General features: G+C 67.3%; 14 protein-coding genes. 6 read left to right on the forward strand and 8 right to left on the reverse strand.

Annotated features, from left to right (window positions below; all coding sequences use genetic code 11):
• Positions 1-92: 92 nt before the first annotated feature.
• The 5 genes from MasN3_RS21380 to MasN3_RS21400 all read right to left on the reverse strand — a co-directional run bounded on the left by MasN3_RS21380 (position 93) and on the right by MasN3_RS21400 (position 7293).
• Positions 93-1802: a dipeptidyl-peptidase 3 family protein gene (locus tag MasN3_RS21380; protein ID WP_281910070.1), complete on the reverse strand. Its 1710-nt coding sequence runs from the start codon at positions 1800-1802 to the stop codon at positions 93-95.
• Positions 1803-1853: 51 nt separating this feature from the next.
• Positions 1854-2906, reverse strand: a complete 1053-nt coding sequence (locus tag MasN3_RS21385; protein ID WP_281910071.1) for a WD40/YVTN/BNR-like repeat-containing protein — start codon at positions 2904-2906, stop codon at positions 1854-1856.
• Positions 2907-3078: 172 nt separating this feature from the next.
• Positions 3079-4518, reverse strand: coding sequence for an efflux transporter outer membrane subunit (locus tag MasN3_RS21390; RefSeq protein WP_281910072.1), 1440 nt, complete (start codon positions 4516-4518; stop codon positions 3079-3081).
• Positions 4519-4533: 15 nt separating this feature from the next.
• Positions 4534-6138, reverse strand: a complete 1605-nt coding sequence (locus MasN3_RS21395) for a DHA2 family efflux MFS transporter permease subunit (RefSeq protein ID WP_281910073.1) — start codon at positions 6136-6138, stop codon at positions 4534-4536.
• 9 nt (positions 6139-6147) lie between these two features.
• Entirely contained in the window at positions 6148-7293 is a 1146-nt protein-coding gene (locus MasN3_RS21400) for an HlyD family secretion protein (RefSeq protein WP_281910075.1), read from the reverse strand.
• A 115-nt stretch (positions 7294-7408) separates the two neighbouring features.
• Here MasN3_RS21400 and MasN3_RS21405 point away from each other — a divergent pair, with 115 nt between their 5' ends.
• Both MasN3_RS21405 and MasN3_RS21410 read left to right on the forward strand, forming a co-directional pair.
• Entirely contained in the window at positions 7409-8062 is a 654-nt protein-coding gene (locus MasN3_RS21405) for a TetR/AcrR family transcriptional regulator (protein ID WP_281910077.1), read from the forward strand.
• 133 nt (positions 8063-8195) lie between these two features.
• Positions 8196-8381, forward strand: a complete 186-nt coding sequence (locus MasN3_RS21410) for a hypothetical protein (protein ID WP_159702138.1) — start codon at positions 8196-8198, stop codon at positions 8379-8381.
• A gap of 68 nt (positions 8382-8449) precedes the next feature.
• On the opposite strand, the gene MasN3_RS21415 is transcribed toward MasN3_RS21410, so the two are convergent.
• A complete protein-coding gene (locus MasN3_RS21415) occupies positions 8450-8770 on the reverse strand; it encodes a hypothetical protein (protein WP_281910080.1) in 321 nt (106 codons plus the stop codon).
• Between the two features lie 210 nt (positions 8771-8980).
• On the opposite strand from MasN3_RS21415, the gene MasN3_RS21420 reads away from it, so the two are divergent.
• Genes MasN3_RS21420 through MasN3_RS21435 form a run of 4 tightly spaced genes read left to right on the forward strand, consistent with a single transcriptional unit; the run spans position 8981 to position 12771 of the window.
• Positions 8981-9394: a DUF2141 domain-containing protein gene (locus tag MasN3_RS21420; RefSeq protein ID WP_281910083.1), complete on the forward strand. Its 414-nt coding sequence runs from the start codon at positions 8981-8983 to the stop codon at positions 9392-9394.
• A 10-nt stretch (positions 9395-9404) separates the two neighbouring features.
• A complete protein-coding gene (locus MasN3_RS21425; protein ID WP_281910085.1) occupies positions 9405-10877 on the forward strand; it encodes a carotenoid oxygenase family protein in 1473 nt (490 codons plus the stop codon).
• Positions 10874-12028, forward strand: coding sequence for a sensor histidine kinase (locus MasN3_RS21430; RefSeq protein WP_281910087.1), 1155 nt, complete (start codon positions 10874-10876; stop codon positions 12026-12028). Before MasN3_RS21425 ends, MasN3_RS21430 begins: the two co-directional genes overlap by 4 nt.
• On the forward strand, positions 12004-12771 hold the full coding sequence (locus MasN3_RS21435) for a LytR/AlgR family response regulator transcription factor (RefSeq protein WP_281910089.1): 768 nt from the start codon (positions 12004-12006) through the stop codon (positions 12769-12771). Before MasN3_RS21430 ends, MasN3_RS21435 begins: the two co-directional genes overlap by 25 nt.
• A 160-nt stretch (positions 12772-12931) precedes the next feature.
• On the opposite strand, the gene lpdA is transcribed toward MasN3_RS21435, so the two are convergent.
• Together lpdA and aceF are read right to left on the reverse strand one after the other, a co-directional pair.
• Entirely contained in the window at positions 12932-14761 is a 1830-nt protein-coding gene (gene lpdA, locus MasN3_RS21440) for a dihydrolipoyl dehydrogenase (protein ID WP_281910090.1), read from the reverse strand.
• Positions 14762-14771: 10 nt separating this feature from the next.
• Positions 14772-16424, reverse strand: coding sequence for a dihydrolipoyllysine-residue acetyltransferase (aceF, locus tag MasN3_RS21445; RefSeq protein ID WP_281910092.1), 1653 nt, complete (start codon positions 16422-16424; stop codon positions 14772-14774).
• Positions 16425-16485: the final 61 nt, after the last annotated feature.

A 16485-nucleotide genomic window follows, 5' to 3' on the forward strand; every position in this document is an offset into this window, starting at 1 on the left:
GGATTGACGGCGCTTTCAGTGTAGTCTAAGTAAAACCGGCGGCACTGTTGCATCCACGCCAATCGCGCCGCCGTCAGGTGCTTTTCTTGTGCTTACTTGGCAAGCGAAGCCGCAGTCACGAAGTTCGGACGAATGTCGTTCGGCACGCTCGACTTGAGGCGGTCGAGCGCCTTCTGCACTTCCGGACGGATCACCACGTATTTCGCCATCATCGCCTTGGCGGCCTCATAGTCGCCGGTGGCTTCGATGGTCAGGAAATCGCGATCGAGGTCGGCAACCGCTCCCTTGATCTTCTTGAAGTCCACCGAGAAGGTCCCGTCGCTATTGGCCACGAAGGCGCCCTTGTCGAGCAGGTAGTTCATCTGGATCGCCATGCCGCGTGCGTGCGAGGAGGTCAGGCCGAAATGCAGGGTGCGGAAAGCGGACGCCAGGAAGGTGTTGTACAGCTTGCGCTCGGCCAGGCTGCCCTGCCCCAGCGTGTCCTTCAGCAGGCCCTTGTCCATCATGTAGCCCAGCGCCCACAGGCCGGTGATGTCGGCCTTGGCTTCCTCGATGGTCGAGTAGGTGTCCTTCAGGTCCTGGCGCGGGGTCGATTCCTTGCCGTTCTTTTTGGTGGTGTGCGGGCCGAGGCCGTGCATGATCTCGTGCGCCAGGATGTGGGTGAAGAAGGAGTCGAAGTCGAGGTCCTTCTGGTCCTGGGCACGCAATACCAGCTTCGAAATGGGTTTCAGGGTCGATTCGAACTTCGCTTCCTGCACGTTCTTGAGCATCACGCGCTTGGAACCGCGCTCGCGGATCACGCGCTCGTCGTTCGGCAGGTTGTAGGCGGCGGTCTGCACGCCCATGTTGCCGTCGCCGGCGCCGTAGACCTGGTTGACCACGACCATCGGGGCGATCGCGCCGACCTTCGGGTTGCGGTACTGCTTGGCCAGCGGCAGGTTGTCTTCCAGCTCCTGCAGGTGCTTGCCGAAGAAGGCCAGCTTCTGCGTTTCCTTCTGGTCGCGGATGCTCACATAGGCTTCGAAGGCGGCCTTGTAGCCGAACAGCTCGTCGTTATAGGTTTCATAGGGACCGATGGTGACGTCGACCGGGGCGTCGAGGTCCATCCAGGCGAAATCCGAGGCCAGGTAGTCGTTGGACAGGAAGGCGTCGGCACGCAGGCTCAGGAATTTCTTGAGCGAAGCATTGTCGGTGAGCGCGGCGGCTTCGCGCAGCAGCTTGGCCAGCTTCTCGAGGTCCGGGCGGTATTCTTCCGAATACTTCACAGTCTTGAATTTACCGTCGGGGCCGGTGCGGATGACGGTGAAGAACCACTGCGCATCGGCCTTCTGGGCGGCGGGCAAGCCGTTCATCCAGCCTTCCAGCGCTTCCTTGCTCGCGTTCTCGGGGTAGAAATTGGCGCCCAGCGGCTTCTTGGCCGGGATCTTGATGCCGGCATATTCAGCGGGCATGAAGGACCCGTTGTCGTCGAGGCTGGACCAGGGGCCCTTGTTCAGCCAGAAGGCGTTCTGGCGCGCGCGGCCGAGTTCGGAATTGTCCTTCTGCAGGGCGGCCCACAGGGCTTCGTTGCCGGCCCAACGCTGGCGCAGCTGCAGGGTATCGATGATCCTGGCCGCTTCGATCAGCTTGGCCATCGCGGCGCGGTCGCCTTTCGACAGCTTGGAGGTATCGGCCTTCAGCTCGGCCGGCGCGAAGCGCTTGGCCATGGTGTTCAGCTGGGCGAGCGTGGCGGGTTCGGCTGCGTTGGCATACGCGCCGGCGACCGCCGCGAACAGCACGAGAGGAGCAAGGAATTTCTTCATGGTGTCTCTAGTCAAATAGTTGTAGTCCGGCGATTGTAATCGCTTGTCCCGTCATTGCCCTTGTTGGGCGTCCAGCCGGGGGCCCGTGTACTGCATCAGCAAACCTTTCGGCCCCACCGCCCAGCCCTGCGCCGGGCCGGCAAAGCCGACCGTGTTCATCGGCGTCTTGTCGAGTTCCTTCCAGGTACGGCCGGCGTCCGGCGAGTAGCCCGATCCGGCCAGGCCGGCGGCCACCAGCGCGCGCGGCGCGCCCGGCACCACCACTACCACCGACATGTAGCCCGCGGGCGCCACTTGCACTGGCGTCCAGCTGGCGCCGCCATCCAGGGTGTAGGCGCCGTTGGTGCCGGCCATGCGGGTTTCCTTGTAATCGCCGCCGGCCGCGAAACCTTCTTTCTGGTTCAGGAAGGCGACCGAAAACACGCCGCGCGCGGCGGCGCCGGCCGGAATCGGGGTCGACGACACGCGCCAGGTCTTGCCGCGATCACGGGAATGGAAGACGCGCGAGCTGGCGCCGCCGCCGGTGGCGATCCAGGCGTCGCCCGTGCCGGCCACCGTGAGGCAGGTGCCGCTGGCGGCAAAGGCGCCCTCGTTCGGCATGGCCTCGATGCCCTTGGCGGCGACTTCCTGCCAGCTGCGGCCGCCGTCACCGGTGGTGTAGACCTGGAAGCTGCCCTTGACCGGGTCGCCGAACAGGATGCCGTTGTCCTTGTCCCAGAAGGCCATCGCGTCCCAGAAGCCCTCGGCCACCGCGTTCGTGGTGACCAAGGCCCAGGTCGCGCCGCCATCCTCGGTACGATAGATGCGCGAGGCCGCGCCGGGCCCCGCCCCCATCACGACGGCCGTCCTGGCGTCGAAAGCATGGATGTCGCGGAAGTCGATCTTGTCGGCATCCGGCACCTGCATCGCCTGCCAGGCCTTGCCGTCGACGGTGCGCAGGACGGTGCCCTTGGCGCCGCTGGCCCAGGCGACCTTGCCGCTCACGACGGACAGGCCGCGCAGTTCGGCGCCGGTGCCGCTCGGCACGGGTTGCCAGGATCGGGCGGAGGCTGCGCTGGACGCCAGGAGGACGGCGATGAGCAGGGCACGTGCGGGCAGGGACATGGGTGCGGATCCTCGTATGGTTGAATAGTCAACCATTGTAGCCTGCCCGTCGTAGGGGTGGTCCAGTCCAGTGGACTGGACCACGCTCTGCCGTCCGCGCGTTCAAATCCATGAGGAGCTGCTACAACGCATCCGGAAGTTGGACGCGCGGACGGCGAAGCCGTCCACCCTACTAAGGCTTGGCGATCGTGGCGAGCGCCTCGCCCTGCTCCCAGCCGCCCCCGAGCGCGCGCGCCACGGCCACGGTGGCCAGCAGGCGCTGGGTGCGGATCTGCGCCGCCGCCCGGTCCGCCGCCAGGGCGTTGCGCTGGGCATCGGTCACGTCGAGGTAGGTCGACACGCCGCGCTCGTAGCGCGCCTGCGCCACCAGCAAGGCGCGCGCCGCGGCCTGCTGGGACTGCGCCTGCACCTCGCCCTGCTGCTGGCGCTGCTGGACGTCGGACAGCGCGTCTTCCACTTCGCGCAGCGCGCTCAACAGGCGGGTCTGGTGATTCGCCACCGCCTCTTCGTAGCGCGCTTTGGACAGCGCCAGGTTGGCGCGGTTGCGGCCGCCGTCGAATACCGGCAGCGACAGCGCCAGCGGACCGATCGAGAACTGGCGCGCACCGCCGCTGGCGATGTCGCGCAAGTGTTCCGAGGCGAAGCCGAAGTTCGAGGTCAGTGACAGTGACGGATAGAAGGCGCCTTCGGCCACGCCCACCTGCGCATTGGCCGCCTTCAGCTGGGCCACGCTGGCGGCCAGGTCGGGACGCTGCTTCAGGAGGCTGGCCGGCAGGCCGACCGGAATGCTTGGCGGCAGCGGCAACGGTGCGCCGGCGCTGTCGGCCAACACGGGCTGGCTCGGCGACGCGCCCACCAGCGTGGCCAGCGCGTGCTCGACCGCATTGCGCTGGCGCTGCACCTCGTGCAGGTCGGCTTCGGCATTGGCGCGCTCGATGCGGGCGCGCGAGACGTCCAGCTCGTTCGACAGGCCGGCCTTGAAGCGCGCTTCCACCAGCGCTGAGGCTTCGCGGCGGGCGTCCAGCGCCCCCCGCAAGATCGCCAGCTCGGCGTCCAGGCCGCGCAGCTGCCAGTAGGACTGGGCCACCTGGCTCGAGAGCATCAAGAGCACGCCGTCGCGATCAATCTGGGCCGCCAGCGCCCCGGCGTCGGCAGCTTCCACCACGCGGCGCACGCGGCCCCACAGGTCCAGCTCATACGAGAGCGAGGCGCCGACGCTGAAGTTGTTGCCTTCGATCGAGCGCCCGCCCAGGGCGATCCCCTGCGCGGTCTCGCTTGAAGTACGCGAATTCGAGACGCCCGCGCCGAGCGCGACGTTCGGCGCCTGGCCGGCGCGCACCACGCCCAGCTGGGCTTGCGCCTGCAGCAGGCGCTGCGCCGCGGCCTGCACGCCCGGATTGTCGCGCAGGGCGCGCCCCTCCAGGCTGTCGAGGGTGGCGTCGCCGAACACGGTCCACCACTGGGCCGGCAGGCGCGCCGCCTCATTCGTGGCGCTAGCATGCCGGTAGGCCGCATCGGCTGCGCCGGCGGGCGCCTTGAAGTCGGGGCCGACGGTGGCGCAGCCGCCCAGGACCGCGGCGAGTGCGGAGACGAGTACAAGCTTCTTCAACATTTCATTCTCTCTCTATCAGTGTGCGCCCGAGGCGCCGCCCGGCGACTTGACCTTGTCCGCGAGCCAGATCGCGGCGATGCAGCCCAGCAGCACCATGCCGATGATCAGGAAGCCGTCGTTGTAGGCCATCACATAGGACTCGCGCCGCACGATGCGGTCGACCACGGCCAGCGCCTGGCTGGCGGCCGTGGCCGGATCCATGCCATTGACAATGAAACCCTGGGTCAGCGCATCCAGGCGTGCCTGGGTCGCCGGGGCATAGCTCGACACCGCCTCGCCCAGGCGCGCCGAGTGGAAGTGCTCGCGCACCGTCAGCGCCGTGGCCAGCAGGGCGATGCCGATCGAGCCGCCCAGGTTGCGGGTCATGTTGAACAGGCTCGAGGCCGAGGGCATGTCCTTCGGCGCCAGGCCCTGCATCGCGAAGTTCGACAGGGTCAGCATCACGAAGGGCTGGCCGACCGCGCGGATCACCTGGGTCAGCATCAGCTGGTCGTAGCCGGTGCTGGCGTCCATGAAGGCGTTCATCAGGCAGGAGCCGCCGAACAGCAGCAGGCCGAAGGAGCACAGGATGCGGTTGTCCACTTTCGAGGACAGCGCCGCCGCGAACGGCATCACCAGGAGCTGCGGCAGGCCGACCCAGGCGATCACCTCGCCGATCTGCATCGGCGTGTAGCCCGCGATCTGGCCGAGATACAGCGGCAGCAGGAACGAGGAGCCATACAGGCCCATGCCGGTCACCGCCGACAGGACGGTCGCCACCAGGAAGTTGCGTTGGCCGTAGAGACGAAGGTTGACGAAGGGATCGGGTTTCGTGAAGCTCACCGCCACCCAGCCCAGGATGCCCACCAGCGACAGCGAAGCGAAGGTGACGATGAAGGAGGACTCGAACCAGTCCTTCGAATTGCCCTCTTCCAGGAAGATGGTCAGGCAGGCCAGGCCCATCGCCATCAGGCCGATGCCGAGCCAGTCCGCGTTCACCAGGGCCTTGAGGTTCATCTTTTCGCGGTCCATGCCGTACACCAGGCCGGCGATCAGGAGCACGCCCGGCACCCAGTTGATGTAGAAGATCGAGGGCCAGCCATAGATCTCGGACAGGTAGCCGCCCAGGGTCGGGCCCATGGCCGGCGCCAGGGTGGCGGTGAGGCCGAAGATCGCCATGCCGACCGCGCGCCTGGAAGCGGGCAGGCGCGTCATGACGAGGGTCATCGCCATCGGAATCAGGGCGCCGCCGGTAAAGCCCTGCAGCATGCGGAACACGATCATGCTTTCCAGGTTCCAGGCCGCGCCGCACAGGGTCGAGAACAGCAGGAACAGCGCGGTGGTGCCGATCATGTAGGCGCGTGCGCCGAGCGCGCGCGTGAACAGCGCGGTCAACGGGATCACGACGATCTCGGCGCACAGGTAGGCGGTCGAGATCCACGAGCCCTCTTCCTGGGTGGCCGACAGCGAACCCAGGATGTCGCGCAGCGAGGAGTTGGTGATCTGGATGTCGAGCACCGCCATGAAGGCGCCCAGCATGCCGGCGGCCACCGCGATCCAGGTGCGCGCGTCGACGCGGGCGCCGTTGGCCGGCGCTCCCGGCATCGCGCCAGGGGTGGCGGCCTTGATGAGGCTGGTCATCGCGGTTCCTTAGTGGGCAGCGGCCGCGGTCTGGGTGTGCGCCACCTTCTGGCCGAGTTCCACTTCGGCGATGACCGACATGCCCGGCACCAGGCGGCCGGCGTACTTCTTCACGTCCGCCGGATCGAGCACGATCTTGACCGGCACGCGCTGGACGATCTTGGTGAAGTTGCCGGTCGCGTTATCGGCCGGCAGCAGCGCGAACTGGTTGCCCGAGGCCGGCGAGAAGCTGTGCACCCGGCCGAGCAAAGGCTTGCCCGGGAGCGCATCGACTTCGAGCGAGACCTGCTGGCCCGGCTCCAGGCCCGCCAGCTGGGTTTCCTTGAAGTTGGCGGTGACCCAGACCTCGTCCTCGACCACGGCCAGCAGTTGCTGGCCCGGCTGCACGCGGGCGCCGACTTCGACGCTGCGCTTGCCCACGCGCCCCGGCACCGGCGCGACGATCCGGTTGTAGGCCAGCTGCTGCCGGGCATCCTTGAGCTGGGCCTGCAGCACCTTGACCTGGGCCTTCAACACGTCGCGCCCGGCGCTGGCCGCGGCCACCTGGGCCTGGGCGGCGCTGGCGCTGTCGCGGCGTGCCGCCACGTCGGCCACGGCGGCGGCGCGCGCGGCGCTGGACGCGTCGACTTCCGCCTTCGACACCGCCTTCATGGTGTCGTTGTAGAGCTGGCCGAAGCGCTCGGCATCCTGGCGCGCACGCACCAGCTGGGCCTCGGCCTGCCTGACCTGGGCGCCGGCCGCGCCGGCCTGGGCGCGCACCTGCGCCACCTGGGCGTCGGCCTGGGCGATCTGCTGCTCCACGCTCGCGATCTGCGCCTCGATCTGCTCGACGCGCACGCGGTGGTCGGCCGGGTCCAGCTCGGCGATCACCTCGCCCGCTCGTACCTGCTGGTTGTCGTCCACCAGCACGCGCGTGACCACGCCGGCCACGCGGCTCGATACCGGGTGCACGCGGCCGGTGACGTAGGCATTCTCGGTTTCCACGTAATGCTGGCTGCGATACCACATGCGCCCGCCGGCCCCGAGGGCGAGCACGGCGATCAGCCCCACCACGCCCAGCACGCGCTTGTTGGGCGGCGCCTTGCCCGGTGCTGCCGACGCTGGGGTCTGGGCGGCCTGCTGCATAGCCGGGGCCGAGGTGTGCGATTCTGCCATGGGGTCAAACTCCGATGAGAAATGAAATGAGTTATGCGCATTATTTGCCAGCATCCGACCGAAGTCAAGAAATGAAACGGTTGCATTTCATTTCTATTCGATTAGAATGGGGTTCATGACCAATGCCACCAGCCCAGCTCCCGCCACGCCGGCCAAGTCCGCCGGCCGCCCCAAGGCCTCGGAAGTCGAAGCACGTACCCAGGAACTGATCGACGCCGCCGGCTGCCTGTTCATCAAGCACGGCTATGCCGGCGTGAGCCTGGACGCCATCGCACGCGAGGCGCGGGTGGCGGTGCGTACCATCTACGTGAAATTCGGCGGCAAGGCCGGACTGCTCAAGGCCGTGCTGCAAGCCAGGCGCGAACGCTTTTTCCCGGTCGGGAAGATGGATACCGACCAGCGCCCGATCCGCGAGGTCATCGACGAGTTCGCCGGCTATTTCTACGACATGCTGTGCGAGCCGGATGCGATGATCCTGCAGCGCGTGGTGATGGCGGAAGCCAGCAGCAATCCCGAACTGGCCGAGACCTTTTATGAGGCGGGGCCGCGCATGACGCGCGAGATGCTCGAGCGTTATTTTGCCCGGCCGGACGTGCGCGCCCAGCTGCGTCCCGATGTTCCGGTCGCGCTGCTGCCCGCCCACCTGATCGCCTGCGTCAACGGCGACCCGGTGGTGCGCTATCTGTTCCCCGAGCGCGAGCCTGCGCGCGAGGAAGCGCGGCGGCGTCTTGCCGAACGTTTAGAGTTGTTTTATCGCAGCATTTTTTGACCATATGGTCAAAAAGGGGTCTGTGCGTCATCGCACCGACCTGGAGCAAGTAGTTGTGACAATCTGTCATCCTTATCAAGGAGGATGTCATGAACAATAAAACGACAGCGGCTGTTCGCCGCGAGGAGGAAGCATGAGCAAGTCTTCCCGTTACGAATGGCGCGACCAGCAGGCTGCCCTGCAGGAGCGCATGAAGCTTTTCCTGCAGAACCCGAACAACGAACAGCTGGAAGCGGTCGTTACGGAGATGCGCGCCTACGCTGCTGCTGCCCAGTCCGGTAGCATCGATATTCCTCAGCGTTTCATCGCGTTTACCTGACCGAGCCGACACCACAGCGCCGCCCCGCGCAAGCCGGGCGGCATTTTTTTTGTCCAGGCGTCGGGGTGTCAACCGGCCATGGCCGGCGCCGGCCAGCCTTGCGCCTGGGGTTCCACATCGAACACCCGGCTCAGGCAATACACCTTGCGCGGGGCACGGTGGCGTTCGTGGATCTCGCGCGTCACGACCTCGACCCGGCGCGGCTGCAGCGACAGCTGGCGTGGATCGATATGATCCGGCGCCGCTTCCATGAAGCGTGCCGCCAGCTGCTGGGAGATGGTGCCGTGAACAAGATGCTGCTCCCCATGGACCGTGGTCCTCAGCTCGAAGCAGCGCGTTTCGGGCAGGATGAAGACCGTCCCAACGTATTCATTGCCGTACTCAACCATGGCACTCTCCCTTTGGCTTGACACGCAAGCGGCGGCCAGCGGCGCGCCGCCACACGTCCCCATCATAGCAAGTCAATACAACACTGCGCCGCGCAATTCGCACCGTGCGGATGCAGCTCGCGCCGCAGCGCCGCCGCTTCGTCGCAAGCAGAGGCGCGGCGCCTGCCGGTTCGCCAGAATGGTTCATCGATCAATGTCAAGGAGACCGTCATGCAAGCCATCCGTATCGCAGCCGCCCTCGCCCTCCTCGTTTCCGGCGCCGCCAGCGCCGCCGATCTCACCCTGCGCATCGAGGACGTCAAGTCCGCGCAAGGGAGCATCATGGTCGCACTCTATGATTCGGCCGACAGCTTCCTGAAGCGCCCGGCCAGGGCTGCCCGGCTGGCTGCCGCGGCTGGCGCCGTCGACCTGGTGATCAAGGACTTGCCGGCGGGCGACTATGGGATCGCCCTGTTTCACGATGCCAACGACAACGGCAAGATGGACAGCAATGCCATGGGCATCCCGTCGGAAGACCACGCGTTCAGCAACAATGCCCTTGGGACGATGGGACCGCCGACCTTCTCGCAGGTCAGGTTCAGCCTGCCGGCCGCCGGCGCCACCGCCAGCATCAGCCTGCGCTGAAGGAGCGGACATGGACCGCCGCCGCTTGATCGAAGCCGGACTTGGCCTTGGTGCGCTCGCGTTGCTTGGGAAGGCGCGCGCCGACCAGGCAACCCGGCGCCGCTTCCACGCCGCCCTGGCACACGACCCGGCACTGGCCGTCTACGCGGACACCGTCGGCAGCCAGGCCGGCGACGCGACGCTCAGGGGACGCCTTCCCGCCGACCTGCAGGGCAGCTTCTACCGTAACGGCCCTGGCCGCTTCGAACTGGGCGGCGAGCGCTACCACCACTGGTTCGACGGCGACGGTTTTGCCCAGCGCTGGAGCATCGGCGGCGGCAAGGTCCGGCACCAGGGCCGCTTCGTCGAAACGCGGCGCTACCTGGACGAGACCGAGGCCGGGCACTTCCTCTATCCATCCTTCGGCACCTGGGTGGCGCGCCGCGGATTTCGCGACAACGACAGCCTGAATGCGGCCAACACCAACCTGCTGCCCTTCAACGGCCGCGTGTATGCGCTCTGGGAAGGCGGCTCGGCCATCGAAGTCGATCCGCAGACGCTGGCCACCCGGGGCGTCAAGACCTGGCGCGAAGACCTGCGCGCCATGCCCTTCTCGGCCCATCCGAAGTGCGATCCGCAGGGCGGCATGTGGAACTTCGGCGCCCTGCCCGGCGCTGGCCGGATCGCGCTCTACCAGATCGGCGCCGATGGCCAGCTGCTGCGCAGCGCGCTGATCGACGTCCCCGGGCAGGCCATGGTGCACGACTTCGCCGTCAGCGCCCGCCACCTCGTCTTCCTGGTCCCGCCTTACGACCTCAAACCCGGCAAGGACATGAGTTTCGCCGAGCGGCACGCCTGGGCCGGAAGCGGACCGGACGCGCGTCCGCTGCGCGCCGTGGTGGTGGCCAAGGACGGCCTCACGGTGCGCGGGGTATTCGAACTGCCGCCACGCATGGTGTTCCACTTCGGCAATGCCTGGGAAGACGGCGCCTGCACCCGCTTCGACGCGGTGCTGCACGAAGGCGACGTGCTGGGCGAACTCGGCAGGCTGATGGCCGGCGCACGCCAGACCCGCTCGCGCAGCGAAGCGGTACAGGTCTGCCTCGACCATGCGTCCGGCCAGGCCCGCGTCAGCCGCCTGTTCGGCGCCAGCGAATTTCCGCGCGTGGCGCCGCAGTCGGTGGGAAGCCGCCACCGCAAGCTGGTGCTGCTGGGTGGCGAGGCGCGGCTAGACTCGGTGAACCTGGTCGATACCGATAGCGGCAAGGTGGATGCCTACCGCTTTGGCGCCGGCTGGCAGGTCGAGGAACACGTGCTGGTGCCGCGCCGCAATGCGCGCTCCGAGACCGACGGCTACCTGGTCGGCGTGGCCCAGGACCTGCGCCGTGGCGCGGGGGTGCTGTGCGTGTTCGATGCGGCACGGGTGGGCGCCGGACCGCTGGCGCTGGCCCGGCTTCCCTATCGCACGCCGCACTGCTTTCATGGTAATTTCTTATCTGCATGATAACCGCCGACAAAATCACACCGCGCATCCGCAGCCATCCGCTGGAACTCATTCCCCTGTTCCGGCGCTGGCCCTCGTCTCCAGCTCGCAATATCGCCTATACGGCGATCTGGAGCAGCCTGATCGGCCTGGGCCTCACCGTGACGCAGGAAATGTTCGGCCGCTCGGACATCTCGTTCGGACGCATGCTGTTCTACACGGTCGTGATCAGCAACCTGATCGGCTTCCTGGTCCACGGCGCCCTGCAGCTCATCGAGCGCCATGTGCCGCGCGAAAAGGCCGTGCTGTTCCGCGGTGCGCAATTGCTGGCGGTCGGCATGGCCTGCGTGGCCGGCATTCCAGTCGGTAACGCCCTGCTGCAAGGCAGGAACCCCTTGCTCTTTTTCCAGGGCGGGAAGGTCATGACCGTCCTGCTCGCCTTCGGCATGTTGACCGCGGTGCTGATCGTCCTGGTGCTGGCGGCGGGCGAACGCCGCATGCGGCGCGAAGCGGATGCCGCGCGTCAGCAGGAACAGATCGCCGCTGCCGGCAGGCTGGTCGCCGAGGCCCGCCTGCGCGCCCTGCAGGCCCAGATCGAGCCGCACTTCCTGTACAACACGCTGGCCAACGTGGTCAGCCTGATCGACAGCCAGCCGGCCAAGGCCAGGCGCATGCTGGAGCGCTTCATCGACTACCTGCGCGCCAGCCTGTCGGCCAGCCGCGCCGAGCATGCGACCCTGCAGGGTGAGCTCGAGCTGGCGCGCGCCTATCTCGACGTGCTCGGCGTGCGCCTGGAAGGCCGGCTGCGCTGGCGCTTCGAGATCGCGCCCGGCCTGGAGCAGCTGCCGATCGCGCCGATGCTGCTGCAGCCGCTGGTCGAGAACGCGGTCATGCACGGCATCGAACCGAAGCTGGACGGTGGAGAGATCGTATTGCGCGCCCACCCGGACGACGGCCTGCTGTGCATCGACGTGTGCGACACCGGCCTGGGGCTGCGCATGCTGCCTCCCCGCTCCGGCGGCGGCGTCGGCCTGTCCAACCTGCGCGAGCGCCTGCGCCAGCTGTACGGTCCCGCGGCCAGCCTGCAGCTCATCGAAAGCCCCGCCGGCGGCGTCAGCGCGCGCCTGCAGCTTCCCGTCCTGGAATTATGCGCGACCAAGCCCACGCCCTGATCGCGGACGACGAGCCGCACCTGCTCGACTACCTGGAGTCGCAACTGGCGGCCGCCTGGCCCGAACTGCGCGTCACGCGCGCCGCCAACGGGGTGCAGGCCCTGGCGCTGATCGACGAACTGGCGCCGCACGTGGTGTTCCTCGACATCCAGATGCCCGGCCTGAACGGCATCGAGCTGGCGGCGCGCCTGTGCACCGGCAGCAAGCCGCCGCATGTGGTGTTCACCACGGCCTACGATCACTATACCCTGCAAGCCTTCGAACACGCGGCGTTTGACTACCTGCTCAAGCCGATCGGGCTGGAACGCCTGTCGCGCACGGTGGCGCGCTTGAAGGGCGCGCTGGCCACACCCGCCCCGGCCCCGGCGACCGACGCCCTGCAGGCCCTGCTGCGCCAGCTGGGCGTGGCCGCGCCCGCCCCGCTGCAATGGATCCGCGCCGCCAAGGGCCAGGAAACGCGCCTGATCGCCATCGACGAAGTGATCTACTTCCAGAGCAACGACAAGTACACCAGCGTGTACCTGGCGGACGGCGAAAGCCTGATCCGCACGCCGCTGAGCAAGCTGAAGGAACAGCTCGACCCGCAGCAGTTCTGGCAGATCCACCGCGGCGTGATCGTCGCCGCGCGCCACGTGGCCGGCACCCGGACCGACTTCCGCGGGCGCCTGCACGTGCGGCTCAAGGGACGCGACGAGCAGCTGGTGGTGAGCCGGAATTACGTGGACCTGTTCAGGCAGATGTAACCCCGAGGGTCAGGTCTGACATTTGGACACGGGCTCAGCCTTGACATGCGGGTTTGCCGCATTCGTGCTGTTGAGGCCGTGTCCGTTTGTCAGACCTGACCCCGCGGGTAAAAAAAAGCGGAACCGGCGAGGTTCCGCTTTTCATGCATGCCGGGGCAGATTACTTCTTGCGTGCCGGCGGCAGGTCGGTGCAGACGCCCTTGTAGGCTTCCGCCGCCATGCCGATCGATTCGCCCAGGGTCGGGTGCGGGTGGATGGTCTTGCCGATGTCCACGCCGTCCGCGCCCATCTCGATCGCCAGCGCCACTTCGCCGATCATGTCGCCGGCATTGGTGCCGACGATGGTGCCGCCGATGATGCGCTTGGTCTCGGCGTCGAACAGCAGCTTGGTGAAGCCCTCTTCGCGGCCGTTGGCGACCGCGCGGCCGCTGGCGTTCCACGGGAAGTGGCCCTTCTCGACCTTGACGCCCTTCTGCTTGGCTTCGTCCTCGGTCAGGCCGACCCACGCCACTTCCGGATCGGTGTAGGCCACCGACGGAATCACCTTGGCGTCGAAGAAGGCCTTCTCGCCGTGGGCCGCTTCCGCCGCCACGTGGGCCTCGTGCACCGCCTTGTGCGCCAGCATCGGCTGGCCCACCAGGTCGCCGATGGCGAAGATGTGCGGCACGTTGGTGCGCATCTGGCCGTCCACGCCGATGAAGCCGCGCTCGGTCACCGCCACGCCGGCCTTCTCGGCGGCGATCTTCTTGCCGTTCGGGCTGCGGCCCACGGCCACCAGCACCAGGTCGTACAGCTGCGGCTCGGGCGCGGTGGCGCCGGCTTCGGCCGCTTCGAACGAGACCTTGATCCCTTCCGGCAGCGCTTCCACGCCGACGGTCTTGGTCTTCAACATGATGTTGTCGAAGCGGTGCGCGTTGTACTTCTGCCAGACCTTGACGGCCTCGCGGTCGGCGCCCTGCATCAGGCCGTCCATCATCTCGACCACGTCGATGCGCGCACCCAGGGTCGAGTACACGGTCGCCATTTCCAGGCCGATGATGCCGCCGCCGATCACCAGCATGCGCTTGGGCACCTGGCGCAGTTCCAGCGCGCCGGTCGAGTCGACGATGCGCGGATCTTCCGGCACGAAGGGCAGCTTCACCACCGAGGAACCGGCGGCGATGATCGCCTTGGCGAACTTGACGACTTTTTTGCTGCCGTCGGCTGCCGTGACCTCGATGTGGTTCGGGCTGAGGAACTGGCCCACGCCCTGCACCACGTTGACCTTGCGCGCCTTGGCCATGAAGTTCAGGCCGCCGGTCATCTTCTTGATCACGCCATCTTTATAGGCGCGCAGCTTGTCGATGTCGACGTCGGGCTTGGCGAAGCTCACGCCCAGGTCGGCCATGTGCGCGGTCTCGTCCATGATGTGCGCCACGTGCAGCAGCGCCTTGGACGGGATGCAGCCCACGTTCAGGCAGACGCCGCCCAGGGTCGCGTACTTCTCGACCAGCACGGTGTTCATCCCCAGGTCGGCGGCGCGGAAGGCGGCCGAGTAGCCGCCAGGGCCCGCGCCCAGCACCATCATTTCGCATTCGATGTCGACCGGGCCGCTGTAGCTGGCCGCGCCCGGCGCCGGGGCGGCGCTTGGCGTGGCGGCCGGCGCCGGATGGGCCGGTGCGTAGGAGTCGGTTGGCTTGCTGGCCGCAGTCGCGGCTACCGCCTGGCCCGGCGCCGCCGCTGCCGGGACAGCAGCAGGTGCGGCGGCGTCGCCGGATTCCTCGACCATCAGCAGCAGCGAACCTTCGTTCACCTTGTCGCCGACCTTCACTTTGACTTCCTTGACCACGCCGGCGTTCGTCGACGGGATCTCCATGCTGGCCTTGTCCGATTCGACGGTCACCAGCGACTGGTCGACCTTGATGGTGTCGCCCGGCTTGACCAGCAGTTCGATGACTTCGACGTCCTTGAAGTCGCCGATGTTCGGTACTTTTACCTCAACAGTGCTCATTCGGCGCTCCTTACAGAAGGGTCTTGCGCAGGTCGGCCAGCACGTCCGCCAGGTAGGCGGCGAAGCGCGCGGCGCCGGCGCCATCGATCACGCGGTGGTCGTAGGACAGCGACAGCGGCAGCATCAGGCGCGGCTGGAAGGTGGAACCGTCCCACACCGGCTTCATGGCCGACTTCGACAGGCCCAGGATCGCCACTTCCGGCGCATTGATGATCGGCGTGAAGGCCGTGCCACCGATGCCGCCCAGCGACGAGATGGTGAAGGTCGCGCCCTGCATCGCGCTCGGGCTCAGCTTGCCGTCGCGTGCCTGTGCGGAGAGCTCGCCCATTTCGACGGCGATCTGCGAGATGGTCTTCTTGTCGGCATCCTTCACGACCGGGACCACCAGGCCGTTCGGGGTGTCGGCCGCGAAGCCGATGTTGTAGTACTGCTTGACGATCAGGCTGGCGCCGTCTTCCGACAGCGACGAATTAAATTGCGGGAACTTCTTCAGTGCCGCAACCGAGGCCTTGATCACGAAGGCCAGCATGGTCAGCTTGACGGTCGACTTCTGCTTGGCCAGCGCGGCGTTCGAATCGACGCGGAACTGCTCCAGGTCGGTGACGTCGGCGTCCTCGAAGTGGGTCACGTGCGGGATCATGACCCAGTTGCGGTGCAGGTTCGGGCCCGAGATCTTCTTGATGCGCGGCAGGGCCACGGTTTCGGTCGGACCGAACTTCGAGAAGTCCAGCGACGGCCAGGCCAGCACTTCCATGCCGCCGCCCGAACCGGCTTTCGACGGAGCCGCGGCGGTCGGGCCGGCAGCCATCACGCCCTTGACGAAGTTCTGCACGTCCTGCTGGGTGATGCGGCCTTTCGGGCCGGTGCCCGGCACGCGCGCCAGGTCCACGCCCAGTTCGCGGGCGAACTTGCGGATCGACGGCGAGGCGTGGGCTTTCGAGCCGGTGACGCCTTGGCTTGGTGCAGCGGCGGCTGCGGCAGGTGCCGGGGCAGCGGCGGCAGGCGCAGGCGCTGCGGCTGGAGCGGCGGCGGCAGGCGCCGGAGCCGCGGCTGCAGGTGCGGCGGCGGCCGGCGCGCCGCCGGTCGACTCGACCAGCAGCACCAGCGAACCCTTGGCGACCTTGTCGCCCACCTTGACCTTCAGTTCCTTCACGGTGCCGGCGTGGCTGGACGGGATCTCCATGCTCGCCTTGTCCGATTCGACCGTGATCAGGGACTGGTCGACCTTGATCTGGTCGCCCGGCTTGACCATCAGTTCGATGACTTCGACTTCCTTGAAGTCGCCGATGTCCGGCACGGTGACTTCGACGATACCGCCGGCTGCGGCAGGCGCTGCAGCCGGTGCCGGGGCGGCTTCGGCGGCCGCTGCTGCGGCGGCAGGCGCCGGCGCGGCAGCTTCAGCGGCGGGCGCGGCGGCCACGCCGCCGGCTTCTTCCAGCAGCAGCACCAGCGAACCTTCGGCGACCTTGTCGCCGACCTTCACTTTGATTTCCTTCACGACGCCGGCGTGGCTGGACGGGATTTCCATGCTCGCCTTGTCCGACTCGACCGTGACCAGCGACTGGTCGACCTTGATCGTGTCGCCCGGCTTGACCATCAGTTCAATGACTTCGACTTCCTTGAAGTCGCCGATATCGGGGACTTTGACTTCCACAATGCTCATAGTGTTAGCTCCAGTTATTCTTTGAGTTAGCGCCTAAGCCGCCGTCCCGCAGGCGCGGGAC

Source organism: Massilia varians (assembly GCF_027923905.1).
GTDB classification, from domain to species: domain Bacteria; phylum Pseudomonadota; class Gammaproteobacteria; order Burkholderiales; family Burkholderiaceae_D; genus Telluria; species Telluria varians_B.

Bases quoted from the DNA above. Each gene is read 5' to 3' on its own strand.
- aceF (WP_281910092.1), bottom strand. From the start codon at position 16,424: ATGAGCATTGTGGAAGTCAAAGTCCCCGATATCGGCGACTTCAAGGAA.
- lpdA (WP_281910090.1), bottom strand. From the start codon at position 14,761: ATGAGCACTGTTGAGGTAAAAGTACCGAACATCGGCGACTTCAAGGAC.
- MasN3_RS21435 (WP_281910089.1), top strand. From the start codon at position 12,004: ATGCGCGACCAAGCCCACGCCCTGATCGCGGACGACGAGCCGCACCTG.
- MasN3_RS21430 (WP_281910087.1), top strand. From the start codon at position 10,874: ATGATAACCGCCGACAAAATCACACCGCGCATCCGCAGCCATCCGCTG.
- MasN3_RS21400 (WP_281910075.1), bottom strand. From the start codon at position 7,293: ATGGCAGAATCGCACACCTCGGCCCCGGCTATGCAGCAGGCCGCCCAG.
- MasN3_RS21420 (WP_281910083.1), top strand. From the start codon at position 8,981: ATGCAAGCCATCCGTATCGCAGCCGCCCTCGCCCTCCTCGTTTCCGGC.
- MasN3_RS21395 (WP_281910073.1), bottom strand. From the start codon at position 6,138: ATGACCAGCCTCATCAAGGCCGCCACCCCTGGCGCGATGCCGGGAGCG.
- MasN3_RS21380 (WP_281910070.1), bottom strand. From the start codon at position 1,802: ATGAAGAAATTCCTTGCTCCTCTCGTGCTGTTCGCGGCGGTCGCCGGC.
- MasN3_RS21390 (WP_281910072.1), bottom strand. From the start codon at position 4,518: ATGTTGAAGAAGCTTGTACTCGTCTCCGCACTCGCCGCGGTCCTGGGC.
- MasN3_RS21410 (WP_159702138.1), top strand. From the start codon at position 8,196: ATGAGCAAGTCTTCCCGTTACGAATGGCGCGACCAGCAGGCTGCCCTG.
- MasN3_RS21385 (WP_281910071.1), bottom strand. From the start codon at position 2,906: ATGTCCCTGCCCGCACGTGCCCTGCTCATCGCCGTCCTCCTGGCGTCC.
- MasN3_RS21415 (WP_281910080.1), bottom strand. From the start codon at position 8,770: ATGGTTGAGTACGGCAATGAATACGTTGGGACGGTCTTCATCCTGCCC.
- MasN3_RS21425 (WP_281910085.1), top strand. From the start codon at position 9,405: ATGGACCGCCGCCGCTTGATCGAAGCCGGACTTGGCCTTGGTGCGCTC.
- MasN3_RS21405 (WP_281910077.1), top strand. From the start codon at position 7,409: ATGACCAATGCCACCAGCCCAGCTCCCGCCACGCCGGCCAAGTCCGCC.